Origin of the sequence: Actinomadura latina NBRC 106108, from assembly GCF_001552195.1 — a bacterium.
Classification (GTDB): Bacteria; Actinomycetota; Actinomycetes; order Streptosporangiales; family Streptosporangiaceae; genus Spirillospora; species Spirillospora latina.
The window spans coordinates 373,944-398,182 of the sequence record NZ_BCQS01000011.1; the positions used below are offsets into that span (position 1 = coordinate 373,944).

At 71.2% G+C, this 24,239-nt stretch carries 21 protein-coding genes and 2 CRISPR repeat arrays; of the genes, 16 read left to right on the forward strand and 5 right to left on the reverse strand.

From position 1 onward, the window contains the following. The 4 genes from AL2_RS17620 to AL2_RS17635 are packed head-to-tail and all read left to right on the forward strand — an operon-like array spanning window position 1 to window position 3,413. On the forward strand, window positions 1-894 hold the full coding sequence (locus tag AL2_RS17620) for a branched-chain amino acid ABC transporter permease (RefSeq protein ID WP_067634924.1): 894 nt from the start codon (window positions 1-3) through the stop codon (window positions 892-894). After that, on the forward strand, window positions 894-1,892 hold the full coding sequence (locus AL2_RS17625) for a branched-chain amino acid ABC transporter permease (protein ID WP_083946618.1): 999 nt from the start codon (window positions 894-896) through the stop codon (window positions 1,890-1,892). The genes AL2_RS17620 and AL2_RS17625 overlap by 1 nt, the downstream gene beginning before the upstream one ends. Next, entirely contained in the window at window positions 1,892-2,719 is an 828-nt protein-coding gene (locus AL2_RS17630; RefSeq protein ID WP_067634925.1) for an ABC transporter ATP-binding protein, read from the forward strand. Before AL2_RS17625 ends, AL2_RS17630 begins: the two co-directional genes overlap by 1 nt. Then, complete coding sequence (locus tag AL2_RS17635) at window positions 2,703-3,413, forward strand: ABC transporter ATP-binding protein (RefSeq protein WP_067634926.1); 711 nt, start codon at window positions 2,703-2,705, stop codon at window positions 3,411-3,413. Before AL2_RS17630 ends, AL2_RS17635 begins: the two co-directional genes overlap by 17 nt. 71 nt (window positions 3,414-3,484) lie before the next feature. On the opposite strand, the gene AL2_RS17640 is transcribed toward AL2_RS17635, so the two are convergent. After that, entirely contained in the window at window positions 3,485-4,150 is a 666-nt protein-coding gene (locus AL2_RS17640; protein ID WP_157438209.1) for a GntR family transcriptional regulator, read from the reverse strand. A 174-nt stretch (window positions 4,151-4,324) separates the two neighbouring features. Here AL2_RS17640 and AL2_RS17645 point away from each other — a divergent pair, with 174 nt between their 5' ends. The 7 genes from AL2_RS17645 (at window position 4,325) to AL2_RS17675 (ending at window position 11,228) form a co-directional block, all read left to right on the forward strand. Further along, window positions 4,325-4,936, forward strand: coding sequence for a helix-turn-helix domain-containing protein (locus AL2_RS17645; protein WP_067634927.1), 612 nt, complete (start codon window positions 4,325-4,327; stop codon window positions 4,934-4,936). Between the two features lie 85 nt (window positions 4,937-5,021). Further along, window positions 5,022-6,188, forward strand: a complete 1,167-nt coding sequence (locus AL2_RS17650; protein ID WP_067634988.1) for an NAD(P)/FAD-dependent oxidoreductase — start codon at window positions 5,022-5,024, stop codon at window positions 6,186-6,188. Continuing rightward, window positions 6,185-6,499, forward strand: coding sequence for a (2Fe-2S)-binding protein (locus tag AL2_RS17655; protein WP_067634928.1), 315 nt, complete (start codon window positions 6,185-6,187; stop codon window positions 6,497-6,499). The genes AL2_RS17650 and AL2_RS17655 overlap by 4 nt, the downstream gene beginning before the upstream one ends. Beyond that, complete coding sequence (locus AL2_RS17660; RefSeq protein WP_067634929.1) at window positions 6,496-7,905, forward strand: FAD/NAD(P)-dependent oxidoreductase; 1,410 nt, start codon at window positions 6,496-6,498, stop codon at window positions 7,903-7,905. The genes AL2_RS17655 and AL2_RS17660 overlap by 4 nt, the downstream gene beginning before the upstream one ends. Continuing rightward, on the forward strand, window positions 7,902-8,831 hold the full coding sequence (locus AL2_RS17665; RefSeq protein ID WP_067634930.1) for a dihydrodipicolinate synthase family protein: 930 nt from the start codon (window positions 7,902-7,904) through the stop codon (window positions 8,829-8,831). Before AL2_RS17660 ends, AL2_RS17665 begins: the two co-directional genes overlap by 4 nt. Next, complete coding sequence (locus AL2_RS17670; protein ID WP_067634931.1) at window positions 8,831-9,832, forward strand: proline racemase family protein; 1,002 nt, start codon at window positions 8,831-8,833, stop codon at window positions 9,830-9,832. The genes AL2_RS17665 and AL2_RS17670 overlap by 1 nt, the downstream gene beginning before the upstream one ends. A gap of 10 nt (window positions 9,833-9,842) precedes the next feature. After that, complete coding sequence (locus AL2_RS17675; RefSeq protein ID WP_067634932.1) at window positions 9,843-11,228, forward strand: aldehyde dehydrogenase (NADP(+)); 1,386 nt, start codon at window positions 9,843-9,845, stop codon at window positions 11,226-11,228. A 257-nt stretch (window positions 11,229-11,485) separates the two neighbouring features. Here AL2_RS17675 and AL2_RS17680 read toward each other — a convergent pair whose 3' ends face one another. The 3 genes from AL2_RS17680 to AL2_RS17690 are packed head-to-tail and all read right to left on the reverse strand — an operon-like array spanning window position 11,486 to window position 14,301. Then, window positions 11,486-12,547, reverse strand: a complete 1,062-nt coding sequence (locus tag AL2_RS17680) for an ABC transporter substrate-binding protein (RefSeq protein ID WP_083946620.1) — start codon at window positions 12,545-12,547, stop codon at window positions 11,486-11,488. Window positions 12,548-12,566: 19 nt separating this feature from the next. After that, window positions 12,567-13,478: an ABC transporter permease gene (locus AL2_RS17685; protein WP_067634933.1), complete on the reverse strand. Its 912-nt coding sequence runs from the start codon at window positions 13,476-13,478 to the stop codon at window positions 12,567-12,569. Then, window positions 13,468-14,301: an ABC transporter ATP-binding protein gene (locus AL2_RS17690; protein WP_210748132.1), complete on the reverse strand. Its 834-nt coding sequence runs from the start codon at window positions 14,299-14,301 to the stop codon at window positions 13,468-13,470. The genes AL2_RS17685 and AL2_RS17690 overlap by 11 nt, the downstream gene beginning before the upstream one ends. A gap of 188 nt (window positions 14,302-14,489) precedes the next feature. Here AL2_RS17690 and AL2_RS17695 point away from each other — a divergent pair, with 188 nt between their 5' ends. Together AL2_RS17695 and AL2_RS17700 are read left to right on the forward strand one after the other, a co-directional pair. Next, window positions 14,490-16,121, forward strand: a complete 1,632-nt coding sequence (locus tag AL2_RS17695) for a sensor histidine kinase (RefSeq protein ID WP_157438210.1) — start codon at window positions 14,490-14,492, stop codon at window positions 16,119-16,121. Between the two features lie 16 nt (window positions 16,122-16,137). Then, window positions 16,138-16,803 carry a response regulator gene (locus AL2_RS17700; protein ID WP_067634935.1) on the forward strand — a complete coding sequence of 222 codons (666 nt, stop codon included), beginning with the start codon at window positions 16,138-16,140 and terminating at the stop codon, window positions 16,801-16,803. Between the two features lie 35 nt (window positions 16,804-16,838). Here the strand turns inward: AL2_RS17700 and AL2_RS17705 are convergent, their stop codons facing one another. Continuing rightward, complete coding sequence (locus AL2_RS17705) at window positions 16,839-17,345, reverse strand: integrase core domain-containing protein (RefSeq protein WP_067634936.1); 507 nt, start codon at window positions 17,343-17,345, stop codon at window positions 16,839-16,841. Between the two features lie 668 nt (window positions 17,346-18,013). Here AL2_RS17705 and AL2_RS17710 point away from each other — a divergent pair. From AL2_RS17710 to casA, 3 genes are all read left to right on the forward strand, one after another. Further along, a complete protein-coding gene (locus tag AL2_RS17710) occupies window positions 18,014-18,214 on the forward strand; it encodes a helix-turn-helix domain-containing protein (protein WP_067634937.1) in 201 nt (66 codons plus the stop codon). 373 nt (window positions 18,215-18,587) lie between these two features. Continuing rightward, a CRISPR array of direct repeats spans window positions 18,588-18,981; the repeat unit is 28 nt; unit sequence GAACCATCCCCGCGGGCGCGGGGCCGAC. 95 nt (window positions 18,982-19,076) lie between these two features. Beyond that, window positions 19,077-20,386: a CRISPR direct-repeat array (repeat unit 28 nt; unit sequence GAACCATCCCCGCGGGCGCGGGGCCGAC). A gap of 61 nt (window positions 20,387-20,447) precedes the next feature. After that, complete coding sequence (cas3, locus tag AL2_RS17715; RefSeq protein ID WP_245666706.1) at window positions 20,448-23,423, forward strand: CRISPR-associated helicase Cas3'; 2,976 nt, start codon at window positions 20,448-20,450, stop codon at window positions 23,421-23,423. Between the two features lie 221 nt (window positions 23,424-23,644). After that, window positions 23,645-24,239 (forward strand): type I-E CRISPR-associated protein Cse1/CasA (gene casA, locus AL2_RS17720; protein ID WP_067634938.1); only part of this gene is annotated, 595 nt, incomplete at its 3' end.

Here is a 24,239-nt window from a genome sequence, read left to right on the forward strand (position 1 = left end):
ATGTCGCAATTGATCTGGAACGGGCTTTTCGTCGGCTCGTTCTACGCACTGGTCGCGCTCGGCTACACCATGGTCTACGGGATCATCAAGCTGCTCAACTTCGCCCACGGCGACCTGTACATGCTCGGCGCGTTCACCGGATTCGCCATGCTCGGCGCGATGGGCGGCCTGGTGCGTTCCTCGTCGCTGGTGGCGCTGCTCGCCGTCCTGGTCCTCACAATGATCACCACCGGGACGGTCGGGCTCGCGATCGAGCGCGTGGCCTACCGTCCACTGCGCGGGACGCCCCGTCTGTCTCTGCTGATCACGGCCGTCGGCGCATCGTTCGCGCTGGAGTACGGCACCCGGATCGTGACCGGCCCCAACCCGCGCGTCTACCCGGTGCGCTTGGACGGCGCGTCCTTCACCGTCCTCGGCGCCCGCGTCACGATGCAGCAGCTCGTGCTGATGGGCATCTCGCTGGCGCTGATGGCGGGACTGGCGCTGCTCATCGGACGGACGCGGCAGGGCCGCGCTATGCGCGCCATCGCACTCGATCCCAAAGCGTGCCTGCTGATGGGCGTCAACGTGGACGCGGTCATCGCGCGCACGTTCTTCATCGGCTCGGCGATGGCCGGCGCCGCGGGCGTGATGGCCGGCGGTTACTACGGAAAGATCGACTTCCTGATGGGATTCATCATCGGACTCAAAGCGTTCACGGCGGCCGTCATCGGCGGCATCGGGAACGTTCCCGGCACGATGCTGGGGGCCCTCGTGCTGGGCATGCTCGAGTCGTTCGGCACCCACTGGGTCGGCGGCGAGTGGCGGGACGTGTTCGCGTTCGGCTTCCTCATCCTCTTCCTCACCGTGCGCCCGACCGGGCTGCTCGGCGAGCGCGTCACGGAGCGCGTGTGATGACCGCCGTGCGCGACCGGGTGGCGAGACGGCCTGGAACCAGCGCGGTCTCACGCCTGCTGGAGAGCCGCCATCTCGGCTGGGCCGGCCTGGCCGTCGGCCTGGCCGCGCCGTTCGCGATCGCGACGCCGTACGCGATGAACATCATGACCAGCGCGGTCATCTTCGTGATGCTCGCCGTCGGCCTGAACATCGTGGTCGGCTACTGCGGCCTGCTAGACCTCGGCTTCGCCGCGTTCTTCGCGGTCGGCGCCTACACGAGCGGCCTGGTGGCGACCCGGCTGGGCTGGCCGCTGCTCGCGACGATCCCGTTCGTCGTCGTCGCGACCGTGACCGCCGGAATCGTCATCGGCGGCCCGACACTGCGGCTGCGCAGCGACTATCTGGCGATCGTGACGCTCGGCTTCGGGGAGATCGTCCGGATCATCGCCAACAACCTGGATGTCACGGGCGGACCGTCCGGGATCTACGGCATCCCCGGTCTGTTCGGTGACCACGCCGGTGACCCGGTGGTGTTCTACTACGCCGTGCTGCTGATCGTCGCGGCGGCGGTGCTGCTGGCGGGGCGGCTGGGACGGTCCCGGCTCGGCCGCGCGTGGCGGTTCGTCCGGGAGGATGAGGACGCTGCCGAGGCGATGGGCGTCCACACGTACCGGGTCAAGATGGCCGCCTACATCGCGGGGGCGGTCTGGGGCGGGCTCGCGGGCGTGCTGTTCGCCGCGCAGCTGTCGGCGATCTCCCCGGCGAGCTTCACGTTCCTGCAGTCGGCGCTGGTGCTGATGGCGGTCGTGCTCGGCGGGATGGGCTCCACACCCGGCGTCGTCATCGGCGCCGTCGTGATCAGCCTGCTGCCCGAGATCCTCCGGGACCTGGCCGACTACCGGTTCTTCGTGTTCGGCGTGCTGCTGATCGCCATGATGATCAGCCGCCCGCAGGGACTCTGGCCGCACCGCTCGCGGGAGACGGCCCGGACGGCCGCCCGGTCGGAGGAGGCGTGATGCTCGACGTACGGGATCTGCGGCTCGCGTTCGGCGGCGTCCGCGCGGTCGACGGGCTCACCTTCGGCGTGCACGCGGGCGAGATCGTCTCCATCATCGGCCCGAACGGGGCGGGCAAGACCTCCGCGTTCAACTGCGTCACCGGCTTCTACAAGCCGACCAGTGGCCGGGTCGTCCTGGACGGCACCGACATCACCGGGCGGCGCCCATCGGCGATTGCCGCGCGCGGCCTGTCGCGGACGTTCCAGAATCTCCGTGTGTTCGGCGACCTGTCGGTGCTGGACAACGTGCGGGCCGGCACGCACCTCTGGATGCGGCAGCGCGTCGTCGACGTGCTGCTGCACACCCCGCGCTACCGGCGTAGTGAGCAGGCGGCAACGGACGAGGCACACAGATGGCTCGACTTCACCGGGCTCCGCGGGGACCGGACGGGCCTTGTCAGGCACCTCCCCTACGGGGAGCAGCGACGGGTCGAGATCGCGCGGGCGCTGGCCCGCCGGCCGTCCCTGCTGCTGCTCGACGAGCCCGCCGCCGGGCTCAACCACGCGGAAAAGACGGAGCTGCTCGGCCTGATCCGACGAATCCGGGAGCTGGGCATCGCCGTCGCCGTCATCGAGCACGACATGGGGCTGGTCATGGAGGTCTCCGACCGGATCGTCGTGCTCGACCACGGTAGGGAGATCGCGGACGGTGCGCCCGCCGAGGTCCGGGGCGACCCCGCGGTGATCGCGGCGTATCTCGGGCGCGACACGGAACCGGAGGAGAGCGGGCCGGAGCAGAGCGGGCCGGAGCAGAGCGGGGAGGTGCGCGGTGCTCGAACTGACTGACATCACGGTGAAGTACGGCGGGGTGACCGCGCTGAACGGCCTGTCGCTCACCATCGGGAAGGGCGAGACGGTGGCGCTGCTGGGCGGCAACGGCGCCGGGAAGACGACGACGTTGTCGGCGATCTCGGGGCTGGTCCGCCCGTCCGGCGGCGACATCAGGTACGAGGGCGAGTCGGTGGCCGGGGCCGCCCCGCCTTCGATCGTGGCGCGCGGCCTGGTGCACGTGCCCGAGGGACGGCGGGTCTTCAGCACCCTGACCGTCCACGAGAACCTGCTGCTCGGCGGGTACCTCGTCCGGGACGGCCGCGAGTTGGCGAGGCGGATCGACCGGGTCTACGGGTTGCTCCCCCGGCTGGCGGAGCGGCGCGGGCAGGAGGGCGGCACGCTGTCCGGCGGCGAGCAGCAGATGCTCGCCATCGGCCGCGCCCTGGTCGCCGGGCCGAGGCTGCTGATGCTGGACGAGCCGTCGATGGGCCTCGCGCCCCTCGTCGCGGCGGCGGTCATGGAGGTCGTCCGCGACGTCGCCGCGAACGGGACGGCCGTCCTGCTGGTCGAGCAGAACGCCAGGGCGGCGCTCGGCATCGCCCGGCGCGGCTACGTGATCGAGAACGGCCGCTGCGTGCTGGCGGGCTCGGCCGCCGAGTTGTCCGCCGACCCGCGCGTGGTCGAGGCCTACCTGGGAGGCGCGGTGTGACCGCGACAGCGGGGGCCTTCCCGCCGGCCGTGCCCACGGGGGCGGTCGGCGGGTCCCCAGCGCCCAGGCGGCTAGTGGTGTTCGGGGCGGTCTGCCCAGATTCCGCGGATGTGGCGGAGGTGGTGGTCCATCAAAGCCTCCGTGGCCGCCAGGTCACCGCTCGCCACGGCCTCCAGAAGCTCCTCGTGCTCGCGGGCGGACGGCTCCAGTTCACCGCGTTCCGCCAGCCGTGGCACACCGTACAGCCGGGACATGTAGCGAAGCTCGCTCACCAGCCGGGTGATGTGGGAGTTGCCGCCAAGTTCGAGCAGCGCGAGATGGAAGCGATGGTCCGCCTCGATGTAGGCGAGGACGTCCCGGTTCCCGGCGGCCGTCACGATCGCCTCGGCCAGGGGCCGCAGCGCGTAGACCTCCTCGGCGCGCGCGGTCTGCGCGACCCGCACGATGGTGGGGACCTCGATCAGGGCCCGCACCTCCGTGATCTCGTCCAGTTCTCGCTCGGACAGTTCGGTGACCCGGAAGCCCTTGTTGCGGACGACGTCGACCAGCCCCTCCCTGGCCAGGTCGATCATGGCCTCCCGGACGGGGGTCGCCGACACTCCGAACCGCTCGGCGAGCGCCGGGGCGGAGTAGACCACGCCCGGCCGCATCTCCCCGCTGACGATCGCCGCCCGGAGCGCATGGGCGATCTGCACCCGCACGCTCTTGCGCGGGCCCAGGGCAGGAAGATTCAGCATCTGGGTCGTGACTCCCTCCGGGGCGTGGTGCCCCGCCGGCACGACGGCCGGACCGGCCGGTGACATGTAGTATTGCACTCACGGAGGCGGCCCGACTCGGCGTCCCCGTCCAGCCCGCCCGCAGGTACACTAAGCGTTCGGTAGAGCGAACGCCGTGGGGAAGGGCGTGGGCGTGTGGGCGCATCAGCGGAGTCGGTGCGGGACGTGCTGGCCGGCAATCTGCGCCGCGCGCGGCTGGAGCTCGGGCTGTCGCTGTCGGAGCTGTCACGCCGGTCGAGGATCGGCAAGGCGACGCTGTCCCAGCTGGAGGCCGGCGCGGGGAACCCCACGATCGAGACGGTGTTCAGCCTGTCGCGCGTCCTGGAGATCCCCATCTCCGACCTGCTCGACCGCCAGGAGCCGTCCGGGCTCACCGTGGTCCGGGGGGCGCACGTCGAGGTGCTGCGCGGTGAGGGCGTCGATCTGCGGCCGCTGCGCGGCATCGCGTCCGGCGGCGCCATGTTCGAGGTGTACGACCAGCAGGTCAGGGCCGGTCGCCGGCAGGACTCGCTGGGCCATGTCGGCACCGAGCACACCATCGTCCAGGCCGGGCGGCTCGGCGTTCGGGTGGACGACCGGGACGTGGAACTCGGCCCCGGCGACTACGTCGCGTTCGACGCCCGGCTGCCCCACGGCTACCTGGCGCTCGACGGGCCCGTGCGCTCCGTGCTGCTCCTGCAATATGACGCCGACCAGCGTCTTCACTCCTCGCAAGGGGAACGGGCGCACCGGGACCACACGTCCTGACACTCCCTCGCCACCCCCATTGACATCCGCGCGCGGGAGACATAACGTCAAATTCGTTCGCTATATCGAACGAATGGAGTGGGTGATGGCGCGGGTTGTGGTGCTCGGTGCCGGGATCATCGGCGCCGCCTGTGCCCGCGAACTCGCCCTGGCGGGGTGCGACGTCACGGTCGTGGACCGCGACGGCCCCGCCGCGGCGACCACCGCGCACGGCGAGGGCAACGTCCTGGTCTCCGACAAGGGACCCGGTCCCGAACTGGAGCTCGCGAAGCTGTCCCGGCGACTGTGGCCGCAGATCCTCCAGATCCTCCCGGACGCGGACGCGGACGCTGTGGAGTGGGAGCCCAAGGGCGGCATCGTCGTCGCGACCACCGGCGAAGGCGCGCGAACCCTGCGGGAGTTCGCGGCGTCCCAGCGCGCGGCCGGCATCGACGCCGCCGACCTGGACGCCGCCGCCCTCGCTGACTGGGAACCGCACCTCACCCGTGATTGCACCACCGCCGTCCACTACCCCGGCGATGCGCAGGTTCAGCCCGCCGGCGCGGCCACCGCGCTGCTCGCCGACGCCGTCCGCGCCGGCACTGCCCTGCGCACCGGACACGAGATCACCGGCGCCGTCGTGCGCAGCGGCCGCATCACCGGCGTCCGCACCCGCGCCGGAACCATCGAGGGGGACGCATTCGTCAACGCCACCGGCCCGTGGTCCGGCGAGGTCGCCGCACGGCTGGGCGTACGGCTGGACGTCAGGCCCCGGCGCGGCGAGGTGCTCGTCACCGCGCCGATGCCGCCGACCGTCTTCCACAAGGTCTACGACGCGGACTATGTGGGCGCCGTCGGCAGCGGCGCCGGAGACCTGCAGGCGTCCGCCGTGGTCGAATCCACCCGTGCCGGGACGGTCCTCATCGGCTCGTCGCGGCGCCGGGTCGCATTCGACGACCGGCTCCGTCCCGAGGTCCTGTCGGTCATCGCGGGCAAGGCGCTCCGCCTCTTCCCCTCCCTGGCCGGCGTGCCGGTGATGCGCGCCTACGGCGGGTTCCGCCCGTACGTCGCCGACCACCTGCCCGTCATCGGCGCCGACCCGCGCCTGAGCGGGCTCTGGCACGCCACCGGCCACGAGGGCGCCGGCATCGGGCTCTCGGTCGGGACGGCCGCCCTGCTGCGCGACCTGCTGCTCGATCGCGAACCCGACATCGACGCGGAGCCGTTCAGGGTCGACCGGCCCGCCCTCCAAGCCGAAGGGGAGAACGGATGAGCCCGAGACTCGCGCGCACCGCCGGCAACGCGGCTGGGCGACGGGAGATCCCGCTGCGGATCACCGTGGACGGCGAACCGCTCACCGGCATCGAGGGCCAGACGATCGCCGGAGTGCTGCTGGCGTCCGGGCGGCTGGCCTGGCGCGAAGGCCCGTCCGGCTCCCCGCGCGGCGTCTTCTGCGGCATCGGTGCCTGCTTCGACTGCCTCGTCACCGTCAACGGCGTCCGCGACGTGCGGGCCTGCCGCCGCCGCGCCCGCGACGGCGACGCGGTCGCCACCCAGTCCCGCGCGAGGGAGGACGCCCGATGACCCGGCACGTGGTGATCATCGGGGCCGGGCCGGCAGGCCTGGGCGCGGCGGTGGGCGCCCTGCGCGCAGGGGCGCGGGTGACGCTGCTCGACACCGCCGACGACCCCGGCGGCCAGTATCACCGGATGCCCCCGGACGCCTACGCCACTGCGCACCCCGGGCGCCTTCACCGCGGCCGGCGCGGCTTCGAACGCCGCCGCGGTCACGTGCTCGGTCATCCGCACTGCGCCTGGTGGCCACGGAGCACCGTCTGGGCGATCGAGCGCCGGGACCGGGGCGCCCCGCACGTCCACGTGCTGCGCGGCGAGACCGACGGGGCGGCACGTGAACGGCACGTCCTGCGACCCGACGGGCTCGTCCTCGCACCCGGCGCCCACGACCGCGTCCTGCCGTTCCCCGGCTGGGAACTGCCCGGCGTCTACACCGCCGGAGCCGCGCAGGCGCTCGCCAAGGGGGAGCACCTCATCGTCGGTGACCGCGTCCTGATCGCCGGCTCTGGACCGTTCCTGCTACCGGTCGCCGCCTCGCTCCTGGCGGCCGGCTCGACCGTCCAGGCGGTGCTGGAGGCCAACCCCGCCGCGACCATGGCACGCGGCTGGCTGCACCGTCCGTGGGAACTCGCGGCGCAGCCGGGCAAGGGCGCCGAACTCGCCGGATACCTCGGGCTGCTCGCCCGGCACCGCGTCCCCTACCGGACGGGCCGCGCCGTGGTCGAGGCGCGCGGCGCCGGACGCGTGGAGGAGGCGGTCACGGCACGCCTGCGTCCCGACTGGTCGGTCGTGCCCGGCACCGAACGGACCCTCGCGGTGGACGCGGTCTGCGTCACCCACGGCTTCAGCCCGCAGCTCGAACTCCCCGTCGCCGCCGGCTGCCGCCTGCGGGACGGCGCGTTCGTCGAGGTGGACGGCGACCAGCTCACCACCGCCACCGACGTGCACGCCGCCGGGGAGATCACCGGCATCGCCGGCGCCCAGGCCGCTGCGACCGAGGGGCTCCTCGCCGGCTGGATCGCCGGGGGCGGTTCCCCCGCCGCCGCCGAGCTGCGACCCGTGCGGCGCCGCCGCGACCGGGCCCGCGCGTTCGCGGCGCGCCTCGCCGCCGCGCACCCGATCGGCGCCGCCTGGCGCGGCTGGCTGCATCCCGGCACGATCGTCTGCCGCTGCGAGGAGACCACCTACGGCACGCTCCTGCGTGCGGCCGCCGATCCCGCCCGGGACTCGCCCCACGCGGTGAAGCTCGCGACCCGCGCCGGGCTCGGCCCGTGCCAGGCGCGGATCTGCGGCCCCACGGTCGCCGAACTGCTGTCCCGAGGCGCGGCCCACCACCGACCCGTCGCCCAGCCGATCCGGCTCGGCGAACTGGCACGACATCCCATCGAGGAAGAAACGAAGGAGAGCCCCCGATGAGCGGCACCAAGTCCCAGAGTCTCGGCGGCCTCGTGGTGGCCACGGCCCTGCCCTACCGCGAGGACGCCGACGCCCCCGCCGGGCTCGCCGTCGACTACGACGCCTATGCCGAGCACTGCCGCTGGTTGGTCGGCAACGGCTGCCGCGGTGTCGGCCCGAACGGCTCACTCGGCGAGTACTCGGCCCTCACCGCAGACGAGCGCCGCCGCGTCGCCCGCACCGCCGTGGAGGCGGTCGGCGGGGACGGCATCGTGATCGTCGGCGTGCATGGCCCCGGTTCCCACCAGGCGAGGCACTGGACGGAGATCGCCGCCGAGGACGGCGCGGACGGCGTCCTGTGCCTGCCGCCCACCATGTACCGGGCGAACCGCGCCGACGTCATCGCGCACTACGAGTCGGTCGCGTCCGTCGGGCTACCGGTCATGGTTTACAACAACCCGCTCGACACCAAGGTGGACCTGACGCCGGACCTGCTCGCCGAGATCGCGCAGATCGACAACGTCACGGCGGTCAAGGAGTTCTCCGGCGACGTCCGCCGCGTCCTGGAGATCACCGAGAAGGCGCCCGGACTGGAGGTCGTTTCGGGCGCCGACGACGTCGCCCTCGAATCTCTGCTGATGGGCGCGACCGGCTGGTTCGCGGGGTTCCCGAACGTGTTCCCCGCCGAGTCGGCGCAGCTGTACGACCTGGCCCTCGCCGGGAAGCTGGAGGAGGCGCGCGGCCTGTACGAGGTGCTCATCGCCGCCTTCCGCTGGGACTCCCGGACCGAGTTCGTCCAGGCCATCAAGCTCGGCATGGATCAGGCCGGGCGGTACGGAGGACCGTGCCGTCCGCCGCGCGGCCCGCTCACCGAGGCGCAGCGTGCCGCCGTCACCGCCGACATGGCCCGCGCCATTGCGGCGCTCCGAAACCGGCAGGCCGCCTGATGCGCTCAGTCCGCTCGATCAGCGCCGTCGACTCGCACACGGAGGGAATGCCGACCCGCGTCGTCACGGGCGGGGTCCCGCCCATCCCCGGCGCCACGATGGCCGAGCGGCGCGCCCACGCGGTCCGGCACTTGGACGGGCTGCGCCGCTTCCTGGTGGACGAGCCCCGCGGTCACCCCGCGATGAGCGGCGCGCTGCTGCAGCCGCCGACCCGCCCGGACGCCGACTGGGGCGTCGTCTACATCGAGGCCAGCGGCTTCCTGCCGATGTGCGGGCACGGCACCGTCGGGGTCGCGACCGTGCTGGTCGAGACCGGGATGGTCGAGGTGACCGAACCGGAGACGATCGTCCGGCTGGACGTCCCGGCCGGGCTCGTCGAGGCCCGCGTCGCCGTCCGCGACGGCGTCGCCGAACACGTCACACTGCGCAACGTCGCCTCGTTCGCCCTCCGCCGGGACGCCGAGGTCACCGTTCCCGGGCTCGGCGACGTCCGCTACGACTTGGCCTACGGCGGCAACTTCTACGCCATCACCGACCTCGAACCGCTCGGCCTGCCGTTCGACCGGTCCCGCAAGGACGACATCCTCAAGGCTGGGCTGTCCGTCATGGCGGCGATCAACGAGACCGACCGCCCCGTGCACCCGGCGGACCCGCTGATCGGCGGCTGCAAGCACGTCCAGTTCCTCGCCCCCGGCTCGGGCGCGTCCCACTCGCGCAACGCCATGGCGATCCACCCCGGCTGGTTCGACCGTTCCCCCTGCGGCACAGGGACGTCCGCCCGCATGGCGCAGCTCCACGCGCGCGGCGAACTGCCCCTGCACACCGAGTTTGTGAACGAGTCGTTCATCGGCACTCGCTTCACCGGCCGCCTCGTCGCCGAGACCGAGGTCGCCGGGCTCCCCGCCGTCGTCCCCGAGTTCACCGGACGCGCCTGGATCACCGGAACCGCGACCTACCTGCTCGACCCCGCCGACCCCTTCCCCGAAGGCTTCGTCTTCTAAGGAAAGGCCCATGACACCGGATCAGGCCGTCAGCATCGCCCAGACCGCCGCACCTCGCTGGGCGTCAACACCACCCGAGCAGCGTGCCGGAGCCCTGGCCTCCGTCGCCGCAGCGCTGCGCGGTGCCCGCGATGAACTGGTCGCCATCGCCGACGAGGAAACCCACCTCGGCGTGGCCCGCTTGAACAGTGAACTGGCCCGCACGACGTTCCAGCTGACGATGTTCGCCGACGAGATCCGGACCGGGGCCTTTCACGACGCCCGCATCGACAGGTCCGACCCGTCCTGGCCGACCGGTCCCCGCCCCGACTTGCGCCGCTACCGGACGGCCATCGGCCCGGTCCTGGTCTTCGCCGCGAGCAACTTCCCCTTCGCGTTCAGCGTCGCGGGTGGCGACACGGTGTCCGCCTGGGCGGCGGGCTGCCCGGCCGTGGTCAAGGCCCACCCCGGCCACCCTCGGCTGTCCCGCCGCATCGCCGAGATCATCTCCCCCGTCCTCCCGGACGGTGTGCTCGCCCTGGTCGAAGGCGAGGCCCAGGGTGTCGAGGCGCTCCGGCACCCCGGCATCGCCGCTGCTGCGTTCACCGGCTCCCAACGCGGCGGCCTGGCCCTCGCCGAGATCGCCGCGCAACGCGCGGTGCCGATCCCGTTCTACGCCGAGATGGGAAGCGTCAACCCGTCCGTGGTGACACCCGCGGCCGCTGAGGCTCGCGGCAAGGAGATCATCGAGGGCTACACGGCGTCCCTCACCCTGGGCGCCGGCCAGTTCTGCACGAACCCCGGCCTCCTGTTCGCCCCCACCGGGCTGCTGGACGGCATCAGCGCACGCCTCCACGAGATCGCCGCCGCCCCGATGCTGAACGACCGCATCGAAACGGGCTACCTGGATGCCGCGGCCGCGTTGGCCGCCCGCCCCGGTGTCCACCGCCTCGTCTGGCCGAACGCAGCGTCCACCGCTGCCCGCCTCCTCACCATGGACCTTGATGCGTTCAAGGCCGACACCCGAGCAGCCGAGGAATGCTTCGGTCCGCTCGGCCTGGTCGTCACCTACGGTGACCTCGCCGACGTGGCCGAGGCCCTGTCGAGACTGCCGGGCCAGCTGACGGCCTCCGTGCATGCGGAACAGAACGACGACCTGGGCACGCTTCCAGCGGTCCTGGCCGACCGCAGCGGACGCGTCCTGTGGAACCAGTGGCCCACCGGCGTCTCCGTCACCAACGCGATGCAGCACGGCGGCCCCTACCCTGCGACGACGGCGCCCGCCACGACCTCGGTGGGCCCTGCGGCGATCGACCGGTTCCTACGCCCCCTCGCGTTCCAGAACTGGCCGCAGCACCTCCTCCCGCCCCCGCTCCGCGACGACAACCCCTGGAACGTCCCCCAGGCCGTCCGCTGATGGGCGGAAGTAATCGAAGACGCCGAGAGACCGCATCACAGATTACGAGCCCGACCACGCCGAAGCCGAGCACGGCGCAGATGTTGTCCAGCTCGTCCAGACGGACGCACCGGGCGGCCGTCCCGCGCCGCGAGGTGGCCCAGCAGCAGTTGATGCAGCCACGCCCGCGCGCACGGGCCGATCCGGCCCCGGCCCGGCAGGCTGACGGGCCGGGCCTCCGCGCAAGGCCCGGCCCGCGTCCGGCGTCCGGCGTCGGCTCAGGGCTGCTTCGCCTTGGTCACGAACTGGGTCGTGTAGGTCTTGGCCAGGTCGATCTGGCCCTTCTTCTCACCCACCTCCGGTGAGAACTGCGCCAGCACCTTCAGGACGTTCTCCGCCGCCTCCGGCTTCATGACGCCGTCCCCGTTGAACATGCTGATCGAGTCGCCGATCGCCTTCTCGTACAACTTCGGGTCGCCGCCCGCGTAGTCCTTCGGCATCTTCGCGGCGATCTCCGCTGGCTTGTGCGCTTTGATCCAGCCGAGGGTCTTGACGAACGCGTTGGCGAGCTTCTGCACGGTTTCGGCGTGCGACTTCACGTACGCGCAGTCCATGTAGAGGGAGCTGGACGGGTACAGCCCGCCGAGCGCCTCGCGGGTGCCCTCCTCGGTGCGCATCTCGACCATCACTCTGCCCTTGCCGGTGCTGACGAGCTTGGCGATCGTCGGGTCGGTCGTCATGCCCGCGTCGATGCCGCCGTTGTCCATCGTGGAGATGAACGTCTGGCCCGCGCCGGCCTTCACCGTCGTGTAGTCGGAGGTCTTCACCCCATTCCGCACGGCGAGCGCGCGGGTGATGAAATCGGTCGACGATCCCGGGCTGGTGACGCCGAGCTTCTTGCCCTTGAACCCGGCCGGGGACGTCAGCGAGCCCGCTTTCGCGGTCGCCACCATCTCGGCCTCGCCCGGGACGTCGGCCATCTGCACGATGCTCTCCACGCACTTGCCCTTGGTCTGGAGATGGATGGAGTGGTCGTAGAAGCCGACGACTGCCTGCACGTCGCCGGCGATGAGCACGTTCTCGGCCTGCGCACCCGCGGGCTCGGTCAGCAGCTGGACCTTCAGCCCCTGCGCCTTGAAGGAGCCGAGCTGCTCGGTGAGCTTGGCGGGCAGGTAGATGACCTTGTCGATCCCGCCGACCATGATCTTGACGGTGCCGCCGGACGTCTCGTCCCCGCCGCCGTGGGAGTCGCGGCAGGCCGAGAGGGACGACAGGGCGGTGAGAGTGGCGAGCGCGGCGGCGCTCACCCGCACGGAGGCGGTGGGCCTGCTGGTGGGCATGGGGTTCTCCTGTCGGGGGTCAGATCTGGACGTCGTGGCCGGAGACAGTGGGGCGCCAGCGCAGCAGCCGGCCCTCCAGCAGCGTGAGCAGGTACTCGGCGAGCAGGGCCAGCACGGTGATTATGATCATCCCGGCATAGATGCCGGCCGAGTCGAAGGTGCCCTGCGCGTGGTTGATGAGCAGGCCGAGGCCCTTGTCGGCGCCGGTGTACTCGCCGACGATCGCGCCGATGATGGCGAACCCGAACGCCGAGTGCAGCGACGCGAGGATCCACGAGGTGGCGCTCGGCACCACGATCGTCCACAGCACCTGCAGCCGGCCCGCGCCGAGGATGCGCGCGTTGTTCACGAGGTTCCGGTCGACCTCGCGGGCACCCTGGAAGGCGTTGAAGAACACCGCGAAGAACACCAGCACGAACGCCGTCGCGATCTTGGACTGCATGCCGAGGCCGAACCAGATGATGAACAGCGAGGCCAGGATGATGCGCGGTATAGCGTTGACGGCCTTGATGAACGGCGCGCACACGTCCGCCAGGAACCGGCTGCGGCCGAGCACGATGCCGAGGACAACGCCGCCGGCGGCGCCGAGCGCGAAGCCCGCGACGGCCTCCTGCAGCGTGACGGAGATCTGCTCCCAGATCGATCCCTGCGAGGTGCCGTCGGTGAACCATCCGACGAGCCGCTCCCAGATCTTCGAGGGCATCGAGTAGTAGAACGGGTCGATCACGTGTCGGGCGGCGAGCTCCCACGAGCCGAGCCACGCCGCGACGAGCGCGATCCGCACGGCGTTGATGCCGAGGGCGCGGCGCAGCCCGGCGGTGCGCGCCCGCGCGATCGCGGCCGGCTCGCCCCAGTCGGCGGCGGCTGCCGCCGCGGGCGGCGCCTTCTCGACGGTCGCCGTTGCCTCCGCCAGGTGCGCGTCACGCGGCATGGCCGGCCCCTCTCTCGCGGGTGATCTGGACCTCGTCGCGCAGCGAGTCCCACACCTCGCGGTAGATGTCGAGGAACTCGCTGGTGAGGCGGACCTCCTCGGCGTCCCGCGGCCGGTCGAGCGGCACCTCGAAGACGCCCTTGATCGTGGCCGGGCCGGCGGTCATGACCACGACCCGGTCGGACAGGACGAGCGCCTCCTCCAGGTCGTGGGTGACGAACACGACGGCGGCGCCGGACCCCGACCACAGCCGCAGCAGCTCGTCCTGCATGAGGCCGCGGGTCTGGACGTCGAGCGCGGAGAACGGCTCGTCCATGAGCAGCACGGACGGCTCGTTCACGAGGGTCTGCGCGAGCGCGACGCGCTTGCGCATCCCGCCCGACAGCTGGTGGGGGTAGTAGCCCTCGAAGCCCGCCAGGCCGACCCGCGCGACCCAGTCGCGGGCGCGGGCGCGGGCCTCGCGCCTGGACGCGCCCCGGTAGCGGGGACCGGCCGCGACGTTGTCCAGGACGGACCGCCACGGCAGTACGGCGTCGTTCTGGAACATGTAGCCGACGCCGTCGGGTATGCCGTCGACCGGTCGGCCGTGGACCAGGACTCGGCCCTCCGACGCCGGCTCCAGGCCGGATACGAGGGACAGGGTGGTGGACTTGCCGCAGCCGGTCGGGCCGACCACGGCGACGAACTCGCCGGACCCCACGCTCATGTGCAGGTCGCGGACGGCCGTGTGCACGCCGCCGGCCGACCGGAAGCGCTTGGCTGCGCCGTCCAGCTCGATCACGGGCCCGGCGGCGCGGCGCTCGGTGGTCTGTTCTCGAGGCACTGCTTCTTCGGACATCGCTGATTCGGACACTGCCGAACCGTACGAATGTGGCGCACGTCACCGGAACCCTTGCCCGCGATGTGCTCGCAAGCCGCGAATCCCCACGTTAAGCGCGTTTTCCGGACTTCTGTGCATTCTGCTCGCTCGGGGGTGGGCGGCCGGGCCGGCATGGGTTACCGTGACACGTCATGTCCGTCCGGCCCCGCATCTCCTTCGCCCGGCAGGTCCTGATCCTCCAGGTCGGCGTGGTCGTCATCGTGGCCGTCCTCGGCTACGGGCTGGTCGCATGGATGCTCGACGGCCAGCTCCGCGACCAGTACGGCCAGCGGGCGCTGACGGTGGCGCGCACCGTCGCCGTCGATCCGGAAGTCGCCGACGCGGTCGCGGCGGGCGATCCGGGACATCTCGTCCAGGACCGGGCCGAGCGGATCCGGGTCCGGACCGGGGCGCTGTTCGTCGTGGTGACCGACAACCGCGGCATGCGCTTCTCCCACCCCAACCCGAGACGACTGGGCGGGCGGGTGAGCACCGACCCGTCCGACGCGCTGGCCGGCCGGGAGGTCGTGCGGGTCGAGCGCGGCACGCTCGGCCTGTCCGCGCGCGGCAAGGTGCCGCTGTACGGGGGCAACGGGCAGATCCTCGGCGAGGTCAGCGTCGGGTTCGACGCCCGAGCGATCGACCGGGAACTCGGGCACATGCTCCGTGAGATGTCACTCTTCGTCGCCGGTGCCGTCCTCCTCGGTGTGGTGGCGTCTGCAGCGATCGGCCGCCGGCTGAAACGGCAGACGCTCGGCCTCGAACCGTACGAGCTGGTCGAGCTCGTCCACGAGCGGGAGGCCGTGCTGCACGGTGTCGGCGAGGGTGTCGTCGCCGTCGACACCGCCGGGCGGACCGCGGTCTGCAACGAGGAGGCGGCCCGACTTCTCGGCGTCAGTCCCGAGCGGGGCGCCCCGGCCGGGGACCTCGCTCCCGAGGGCACGACGCTGCGGGACGTCCTGACCGGCGAGCGCGAGGCCGCGAACCTGTTCGTCACGGCGGGGGACCGGGTCCTGGTCGTCAACCGCCGCGAGGTCCGCCGGGACCGCCGCGCCCTCGGCGCCGTCGTCACTCTGCGCGACCGCACCGACCTGGAGACGCTCGCCCGCGAGCTGGACTCGGTCAGCACGCTCTTCGACGCGCTGCGCGCGCAGCGGCACGAGTACGCCAACCGGCTGCACACCCTGTCGGGCCTGCTCCAGCTCGGGCACAGCGAGGAGGCTTCCGAGTACGTCGGGACCCTGATGCAGGACGCCGCCTCCCGCGCTCCCGCGCCCGACACCCTGCCCGATCCGCTGTCGGACCCCTACCTGCGTGCGTTCCTGTCGGCCAAGTTCGCCGTCGCCGCGGAGAAGGGCGTCCGGCTCGACATCGGGCCGGGCAGCTATGTGCCGGGCCGCGTCGTCGACCCCCTCGACGTGACGACCGTCGTCGGCAACCTGGTCGACAACGCCGTCGAGGCGGCGCGGCTCGGCCGCCGGCGGCCCGCCCGCGTTGAGGTCGAACTGCTCGGCGACGGAGGCGACCTGCACATCACGGTCACCGACTCCGGAGACGGGCTGCCGGACGGGTTCGGCGACGCCGTGTTCGACGACGGCGTCTCCACTCGCGACACTGTCGCCGGCTGGTCGCGGGGACTCGGCCTCGGGCTGGCGCGCCGCACGGCGCGCGCCCGCGACGGGGACGTGACGTTCGTGGACGGTGGCTCGGCCGGGCCCGGCGAGGGCGGAGCCGTTGCGGTCGCCCGGCTCCCCGGGGTGCTGGGCACGGAGGGCGTACGGTGAGGAGGGCGGGGCGACGATGATCGGCGTGCTCGTCGTGGACGACGATTTCCGGGTCGCGCAGGTGCACGCGGGATTCGTTGCGGCGCTGCGCGGGTTCACCGTCGCCGGGCTCGCGCACACCGCCGCGCAGGCCCGGTCCATGGCCGCCGAGCTGGCGCCGGCCCTCGTCCTGCTGGACGTCTACCTGCCGGACTCCTCGGGCCTGACCCTGCTCCCCGAGCTGGACGCCGACGTCATCATGGCCACGGCCGCGGCCGACCCCGGCGTCGTGCGGGAGGCGCTGCGAAACGGCGCCCTGCACTACCTGATCAAGCCGTTCACCGCCGCCGCGCTGAACGCGCGGCTCAACGCCTACGCCCGCTACCGGGAGGCGCTGTCCGGCGAGGACGAGCTGTCGCAGGCCGTGTTGGACGGCGCGGTCCGCGCCCTGAACGCGCCACTGCACGACCGTCCCCCGCCGCCCAGGGGCCAGTCTCCGGTGACGGCGCGGCTGGTCGGCGACGCGCTGCGGCGCGCGGAGGCGCCCCGCTCCGCCGCCGAGGTCGCCGACGAGATCGGCATCTCCCGCGCCACCGCCCAGCGCTACCTGGCCGCACTCGCCCAGGCTGGCCGGGTCGTGGTGTCGCTCCGCTACGGCGCGACCGGGCGCCCGGAGCACCAGTATGCGTGGTCGCCCCGGTAGAGCCCTGCTCATGCCGAAAACCCCATCCGTGCAGGTCATGCGGCATGCTGGTACTGGTTGAGGATTCCACCGAGACGTTGGTGTCTTCGTACGTTCAGATCGGCGATCTGGTCGGTGGTCGGTGGAGGCTGCGGAGTGCACGGGCGGGCGTTGGAAATGCCCCGGTGCGGCCGGTGCTCGTTGTAGAAGGTCTCGAACTCGCGCAGCGTGTGGGGCAGGTGGCGCTGGTTCCAGATCGGGGTCCGGTCCAGCATTTGGCGGCGGCAGGTCTGCACCCACCGTTCCATGATCGAGTTCGTCCGTGGCATTCGTACCCCGGTGAGCACCATCGTGATGCCCGCGTCGGCCAGGACCGCGTCGGCCAGCTCGGGGACCTTGCCGTCGCGGTCCCGGATCGGCCACCGCGCCCGGCACCCGGCGTCCTCCAGGTCCATGCCCAGGTTCCTTGCGGCCTGCGTCACCCATGCGTCCGTTGGATGGGCGGTCGCGCCCGGGACGTGGATCCGGCGGGTGCGGTGCTCGATCACGGCCAGCACGTACATGCGCGCCCGTGTCAGGGGGAGGGTCTCCAGGAAGTCGCAAGCCGGCAGGGCGTCGGCTTGGGAGCGCAGGAACGACGCCCGTGTGCCGCATGCGCGTTGGGGTGCCGGGTCGATCCCGGCGTCCTTGAGGGTCTCCCACTGTGGAGGCGCCGACCTTCACCCCGGCGACGTCGTCCGCATCACCCAATTCACCGGCAACCTCTACCGCGAACGCCAATACATCGGCGCCGCCCACCCTGCAGTACCGCACTCCACCGAAACCTAGCCCGAGGTTCTGCCCTTGCCCGACCACGCGAGCCCATGCTCTGACCGCCCCGGCCCCAGGAACGCCCAGCCCCAAATCGTCGGCGCCCGAAGACGGCGTCACCACACCCGAAGAAGCCGAAGACCCCGCCGCGGTGCGGGCCGCTTCGCGCCTTCAGCTACGGCGGCGGATGGCAATCCACCGCTGCCGGCCGCCTGGAGGCCACCATCAGTAAGCGCCGCGCCGACCTCGTCAAGCCCGGTCTACCTCACCCGCTATAACGCCCTCTCGTCACCGTCACCCGCAACCGAAACCCTTCCTTCGAGAGACGAAGACAGCATCTGCTATAGCTGCTGGTGCTTCACCTAATCGCCCGCCATTATCATCGATCAGCGGTAAGCTGCAATTCCATGGAGGCCCAATTATGCAGCCCCTCAAGTATGCAGACCTCGCCGAACTTCCCACCGTCGTTGATATCGTCACCGCTGCCCGAGCCCTCGGCCTCTCCCGCACCTATGCCTACCAACTCGCCAAAGAAGATCAGTTCCCCTGCAAGGTAATCCGCATCGGCTCCTGCTACCGCGTCCCCACAGCGGCACTTCTAGCCCTGCTCGACGCTGAATAACCCCGAAGAGCAGCATCCGTTCGCGTATGCGTAGACGATCTTAGTCAATTAACGTAAACGCCGCCTCAGCCTATTTATGAGGCCACGCCCGAACATTGTCCGCTAGGTGTATTACCCACGGACGGCGGTGACGGCGCATCAGGCTGACGATTTTGAAAAGGGAAGATTTTCTGGCGTGGTGCGGAGCTACCACACAGCCACATCACGGCCAAGAGGTCAGGTCCGATGGTCCGCGCTAAGGCCCAACTCACCGTCCCCTAGGTCGGCTAGCCACTGCACCGGGCTGCCGGACGTTTCTATGCCTCCAATACCCCCCACCGGCCGCGGGCGCGGGGCCGACCCGCCGCCGGCGTTGGTCTTCAACCGAATCGTCGAACCAGCCTCGCGGGCGCGGGGCCGACCCCCATCATCCCGCAAGAGGCTGTGACGGGCTGAACCATCCCCGCGGGCGCGGGGCCGACACCGGGGTCACTTGGTGCCGTCGATCCACGTGAGAACCATCCCCGCGGGCGCGGGGCCGACGACGTGGCGGGTGCAGTCGTGCCGGCGGTGCAGGAACCATCCCCGCGGGCGCGGGGCCGACGTCCATCACTCCTCCGTCTTCCGGTGGCGCGGGGAACCATCCCCGCGGGCGCGGGGCCGACTGCCGCGCCCGGTAGGCAGTCTGACGGCACCCCGAACCATCCCCGCGGGCGCGGGGCCGACGGCGTCCAAGCTCTGTAGCGGCTCGGTGAGGCGGAACCATCCCCGCGGGCGCGGGGCCGACTGGGGGATGCCGGGTGCGCCGTGGTGCGCGATGGAACCATCCCCCCGCGGGCGCGGGGCCGACTGCACCTCCACCATCGTCATGTCGAACCGGTGCGAACCATCCCCGCGGGCGCGGGGCCGACCACGTCGGTTTCGGTGGTGCGGACCGCCTCCAGGAACCATCCCCGCGGGCGCGGGGCCGACTGGGTGGCCAGGAACGATTCCGCCTGGCACGGGGAACCATCCCCGCGGGCGCGGGGCCGACCTCACCAACGATGTCTCACCGGCCGGCGAGATCGAACCATCCCCGCGGGCGCGGGGCCGACTCGCCGGGCGTCGGCTCGCGGGTCGTCGCGCGGGAACCATCCCTGCGGGCGCGGGGCCGACCACACAAAGCCGCCCCCAGGCCCCCGCACCGTCGAACCATCCCCGCGGGCGCGGGGCCGACGGAGTGGGCGCCGTCGGTGTCGGCGACCTCGTTGGAACCATCCCCGCGGGCGCGGGGCCGACAGCTACGGCGTGCCGGGCTGTCGCTGGCGCAGAGAACCATCCCCGCGGGCGCGGGGCCGACCAGGAGATACACCCCTCCCCGGATCGATCAGCAGAACCATCCCCGCGGGCGGGGGGCCGACGGATCTGAGGAGGTCACCGAGGGGCTCGGCGAGGAACCATCCCCGCGGGCGCGGGGCCGACTACAGGTGCGGCCACCCTTCCGCCTGCACCTGCGAACCATCCCCGCGGGCGCGGGGCCGACGACTCCAGTGGAGTGCGGAACGGGAACGACGGGGAACCATCCCCGCGGGCGCGGGGCCGACCACGGCGGCCAGGACCGCGCCGACGGCGGCGGGGAACCATCCCCGCGGGCGCGGGGCCGACGCATCCCAGGCATGGTTCACCGACTACAACCAGGAACCATCCCCGCGGGCGCGGGGCCGACGTTGGCCTCGACGACCCTCGCGCCCCACCACCGGAACCATCCCCGCGGGCGCGGGGCCGACATCGTCGGACATCTAGGTCCCGTCCCAGGTGAGGAACCATCCCCGCGGGCGCGGGGCCGACCAGGCGCTGTGCCGGACGTCGCCGGCGGCGGCGGAACCATCCCCGCGGGCGCGGGGCCGACCTGCCGCTCGGCCTGCTGTAGGCGCGCGGCGAGGAACCATCCCCGCGGGCGCGGGGCCGACTCCTCCAGCGCCCGCCGCACCCGCCGCGAGGTGGAACCATCCCCGCGGGCGCGGGGCCGACCTCACGTCCGGGGAGGCCGCAGCGATCACCGACGAACCATCCCCGCGGGCGCGGGGCCGACGAGCATCTGGGCGTCAAGCTGCCCCGGACCAGTGAACCATCCCCGCGGGCGCGGGGCCGACGGCACCACCACCCCGCCGTGTCCCGAAAGCGAGGAACCATCCCCGCGGGCGCGGGGCCGACCCTTGCTGACCTGCGACGTTAGCAGGGAGAGACCCGGTTTCCATTCGGTTGGTTTGTGATCATGGTGATGCCTGACAGCCGTGATGATCTGACTGCGCGCCGTGTTTCAGTCATGAGCGTTATTTTGTCGGTGTGGTTCGCTACCTTCCCGGGTGTGAGTATCGAAGGACCAGTCCCGTACACGCAAGATCCGCTTGGGGTGCTGTGGGGCAAGAGCGCGGGTAAAGCTGGTGGCCAGGCAAATTTGTTAGTGCAGCACCTTCTGGATACTGCCGCGGTGGCCGAACTTGTTTGGGATCATTACCTGGCGCCGTCGGTCCGTCGGGCGTTGGACGGTGTTGCCGGCGAAGGCGGGGGAAGGCGGCTGTTTGCGTGGGTGTGCGGTGTTCACGATATCGGCAAGGCTACTCCTGCGTTCCAGCATATGGATGCTGCAGGTGCCGCGCGTGTTCTGGGTGCGGGGCTGGCGTGGGATCAGCGCGTGGTTCTGCGCTACCGGTGGCGTCATGATCGGGCTGGCGGGATCTTGATGCTCAGGTACCTTGCGGAGGCAGGGTGGGCTGAGGAGAGTGTCGGCTGGGTGTGGCCGCTGATAGCTGGGCATCACGGTCGGTTTCCTACGCTTGGTGACGCCCGTGAGAATCGCCGCGCTAAGGGGCAGCTCAGCGGTAAAGCGTCCGGCTGGGATGCGGCACGTCGTCAATTGCTGGATGTTCTGACGCGGGCGGTGGGGTTCCGGGATGTTGCTGATGTCGAACCGGCGAGCGTGCCGAGTCGTGCATTGCAGTTACAGGTGAGTGGTTTCGTGGTGATGGCCGACTGGATCGCCAGCGATCAAGACCATTTCAAGGGTGTCGATGCGTTGGAGCGGGTCAATATCGGAGGTGCGCGGGAACGTGCGCATGAGGCCTGGGGTCGCCTGGGTTTGCGCGGGGGCTGGGATGAACTGGATCAGCGGGACGCAGGCCTTTTTCGGAGACGTTTTGGGGAGGCGCCACGGCCGTCGCAGACGATGGTCATGGATGTTGCCGCGCGGATGGATGCGCCTGGCTTGATGGTGGTCGAGGCGCCGATGGGGGAGGGGAAGACCAAGGCGGCGCTGGCAGCCGCTGAGATTTTGGCCGCTCGGTGGGGGATGGGCGGGGTGTTCGTCGGGATGCCGACTCAGGCGACGTCCGACCCGATGTTCACCAATGTCCGTTCGTGGGTCGAGGCGATCTCGCCTTCGCTCGCCTCGCAGGTGGCTCTGCTGCACGGCAAGCGGATGTTCAACAAGCAGTGGCGGAAACTTCTGGAGGACGGCGGGCCCAGCCCGGACGACCGGTTCGCCGGGGTGGTCGAGGACGAGTTCGATCTCGACGACCCCTACGGCCTCTCGGGCGGGGCGTGCTGCCCGGAGACCGCGGCGGAGCGGTTGGCGCCGGCGGAGTGGTTCCTGGGGGCCAAGCGTGGCCTGCTGGCTCCGTTCGTTGTGGGCACGATCGACCAGTTGCTGTTCGCCGCCACCCGCACAAAGCATGTGATGCTGCGGATGGCGGGCCTGGCGGGCAAGGTGGTGGTCTTGGACGAGGTGCACGCCGCCGACGTGTACATGTCGCAGTTCCTGGCCGAGGGGCTGCGCTGGCTGGGGCAGGCAGGGGTGCCGGTCATCTTGCTGTCGGCAACTCTGCCTCCCGCGCAGCGGAGCGATCTTGTCGCCGCGTATCTGGCGGGCGCGGGAGACTGCGAGCACACCGAAATCTCAGAGACCGAGATGGTCGGCGAGGTCTCCGGCTACCCGAATGTGACAGCCGTGTGGAGAACCGATTCGGCCGTGGAGCACCTGATCGGGAGCTGCCCGTCCTGGCGCCCGGATCTTCACGTCGAGATCGAGGTCCTCCCCGAGCCGGTCAACCAGGCAGCGCGCATGTCGGGCGAGATGTCCGAGAGAGACGCGCAGGTACTTTCCCTGCTACGGGAACGCCTCGTCGACGGCGGCTGCGCCCTGGTGATCCGCAACACTGTGCCGCGCGCACAAGAGACGTTCGCCGCCCTGCGCGCCGAGTTCGGTGAGGACGTGCGGTTGCTGCACGGGCGACTCAGCACCGCCGACCGGGCTGACCGTACCGAAAGGTGTCTGCAATTGCTTGGGCCACCTCGACAGGGAGAGGCCGGGCGCCCCCATCGCATGATCCTCGTGGCCACACAGATCGCCGAGCAGTCCTTCGACGTCGACGCCGATCTCCTGGTCACAGACTTGGCTCCGATGGATCTGCTGTTGCAGCGGATCGGCCGCATCCATCGGCATGCTGGTGTCGGTCGGCCGCAGGCGGTCGGGCGGCCGCGAGTGGTCGTCACCGGCTTCTGCCCGCGAGATGCCGCGTCGCCGGAGTTCCCTCCGGCCGCCGAGGCGATCTATGGGCGTTACCTGTTGTTGCGTACGGCGGCTCTGGTGAGTGACGCTGCCGGTGAGCACTGGTCCATCCCCGGGCAGGTTCCGCAGTTGGTGGCCAAGGTGTATGACGCCGACCACCAGGTTGTCCCGGATGCCTGGGCCGAGACCGAACGTCAAGCCCGCAGCGACTGGGAGGACCGGCAGCGCACGCGCGCCGAAAGCGCGGAGCCGTTTCTGCTCACCCGAGCCGGTGAGCACACCCGGCCGACACTGGAAGGATTGCACCGCGGTGGAGCGCGCGGTGACCTGTCGCAGGAGCAGCATCGGGCAGTGGTACGCGACGGCGACCGCAGCATCGAGGTGGTGCTCGTGCGTCGCGACGACCACGGGTTCCGCGCCTTGTCAGGCAGGTCACTCGGAACCAATGGTGAGGCGTCACGGGATGTCCTGGATGACGTACTCGGCGGCACCGTGCGCCTGCCGGCCAAGCTGACCGAAACGGCCGAGGATGCTCTGGGCCCGCTGGACGGGTGGCGCGATCACCCGTGGCTGCGCTACAGCCGGGCCCTGCCAATGGACTCCAGCGGTGTGGCGCGGCTCGGCGACCACCTCGTCAGCTACGACCCGTTCCTGGGGCTGGTGGTGCGCGAGTCACGTGGCTGAAAGGCGGGACAGCAGTGGCCGCCCCGCCCTTCCCCCGCGTGCGCAGGGCCAACACGCAGCTCACACATAACTAGGAGCCATCCCCGCGGAGGCGAGGCCAACGGGCCCGGCGTTGTCCACCGCAAGGCCGCGTCCGGTCAACTCTGCCATACCGCCCACCGGGCACTCCAAGCCCAGTTAGCCTCCCAAGCCTTACACATAACTATTTTGAGGATTTTTCGATGCCGGTGTTCGACCTGGTCACCGAGGGGTGGTTGCGTCCGCGTCTCGGTGATGCGCAGACCATCGAACCGATGGGGCTGCGCGAGGTGCTGCATCGCGCCGGTGAGATCAGCGAGATTGTCGTTGATCTGCCGACGCAATCACCGGCGCTGCTGCGGCAGATGCTTCTGCCGGTCGTCGTGGATGCTTTGGGCGTTCCGGCTGACCGGCGAGCATGGGCGGACAGGTTCGCGCAGGGGGCTTTCAGCGGGGCTGAGCTGGATAAGCTCGACACCTACTTGGAAGAACATCGTTCCCGGCTCGACCTGTTCCATCCTGAGACGCCGTTCGCCCAGGTCGCCGGGCTATGCACGGCCAAGGGCGAGACCAAGGGGTCGGGACTGCTGGTCGCTGCGGAAGCCACCGGCAACAACGTGCCGCTGTTCTCCGCGCGAACCGAGGGTGAGCCGCCGAAACTGGCTCCGGCTGATGCGGCGCTGTGGCTCCTGCACGCGCAGTGCTGGGACACCGCGGCGATCAAGACCGGCGCCGTTGGCGACCCGATGGTCAAGTCCGGTAAGACGACGGGGAACCCCACCGGTCCGCTCGGACAGC

Coding starts and splice junctions, on each gene's coding strand:
- AL2_RS17620 (WP_067634924.1), top strand. CDS start 1: ATGTCGCAATTGATCTGGAACGGGCTTTTCGTCGGCTCGTTCTACGCA.
- AL2_RS17625 (WP_083946618.1), top strand. CDS start 894: ATGACCGCCGTGCGCGACCGGGTGGCGAGACGGCCTGGAACCAGCGCG.
- AL2_RS17630 (WP_067634925.1), top strand. CDS start 1,892: ATGCTCGACGTACGGGATCTGCGGCTCGCGTTCGGCGGCGTCCGCGCG.
- AL2_RS17640 (WP_157438209.1), bottom strand. CDS start 4,150: ATGCTGAATCTTCCTGCCCTGGGCCCGCGCAAGAGCGTGCGGGTGCAG.
- AL2_RS17650 (WP_067634988.1), top strand. CDS start 5,022: ATGGCGCGGGTTGTGGTGCTCGGTGCCGGGATCATCGGCGCCGCCTGT.
- AL2_RS17655 (WP_067634928.1), top strand. CDS start 6,185: ATGAGCCCGAGACTCGCGCGCACCGCCGGCAACGCGGCTGGGCGACGG.
- AL2_RS17660 (WP_067634929.1), top strand. CDS start 6,496: ATGACCCGGCACGTGGTGATCATCGGGGCCGGGCCGGCAGGCCTGGGC.
- AL2_RS17665 (WP_067634930.1), top strand. CDS start 7,902: ATGAGCGGCACCAAGTCCCAGAGTCTCGGCGGCCTCGTGGTGGCCACG.
- AL2_RS17670 (WP_067634931.1), top strand. CDS start 8,831: ATGCGCTCAGTCCGCTCGATCAGCGCCGTCGACTCGCACACGGAGGGA.
- AL2_RS17675 (WP_067634932.1), top strand. CDS start 9,843: ATGACACCGGATCAGGCCGTCAGCATCGCCCAGACCGCCGCACCTCGC.
- AL2_RS17680 (WP_083946620.1), bottom strand. CDS start 12,547: ATGCCCACCAGCAGGCCCACCGCCTCCGTGCGGGTGAGCGCCGCCGCG.
- AL2_RS17685 (WP_067634933.1), bottom strand. CDS start 13,478: ATGCCGCGTGACGCGCACCTGGCGGAGGCAACGGCGACCGTCGAGAAG.
- AL2_RS17695 (WP_157438210.1), top strand. CDS start 14,490: ATGTCCGTCCGGCCCCGCATCTCCTTCGCCCGGCAGGTCCTGATCCTC.
- AL2_RS17700 (WP_067634935.1), top strand. CDS start 16,138: ATGATCGGCGTGCTCGTCGTGGACGACGATTTCCGGGTCGCGCAGGTG.
- AL2_RS17705 (WP_067634936.1), bottom strand. CDS start 17,345: ATGTACGTGCTGGCCGTGATCGAGCACCGCACCCGCCGGATCCACGTC.
- AL2_RS17710 (WP_067634937.1), top strand. CDS start 18,014: ATGCAGCCCCTCAAGTATGCAGACCTCGCCGAACTTCCCACCGTCGTT.
- cas3 (WP_245666706.1), top strand. CDS start 20,448: ATGGTGATGCCTGACAGCCGTGATGATCTGACTGCGCGCCGTGTTTCA.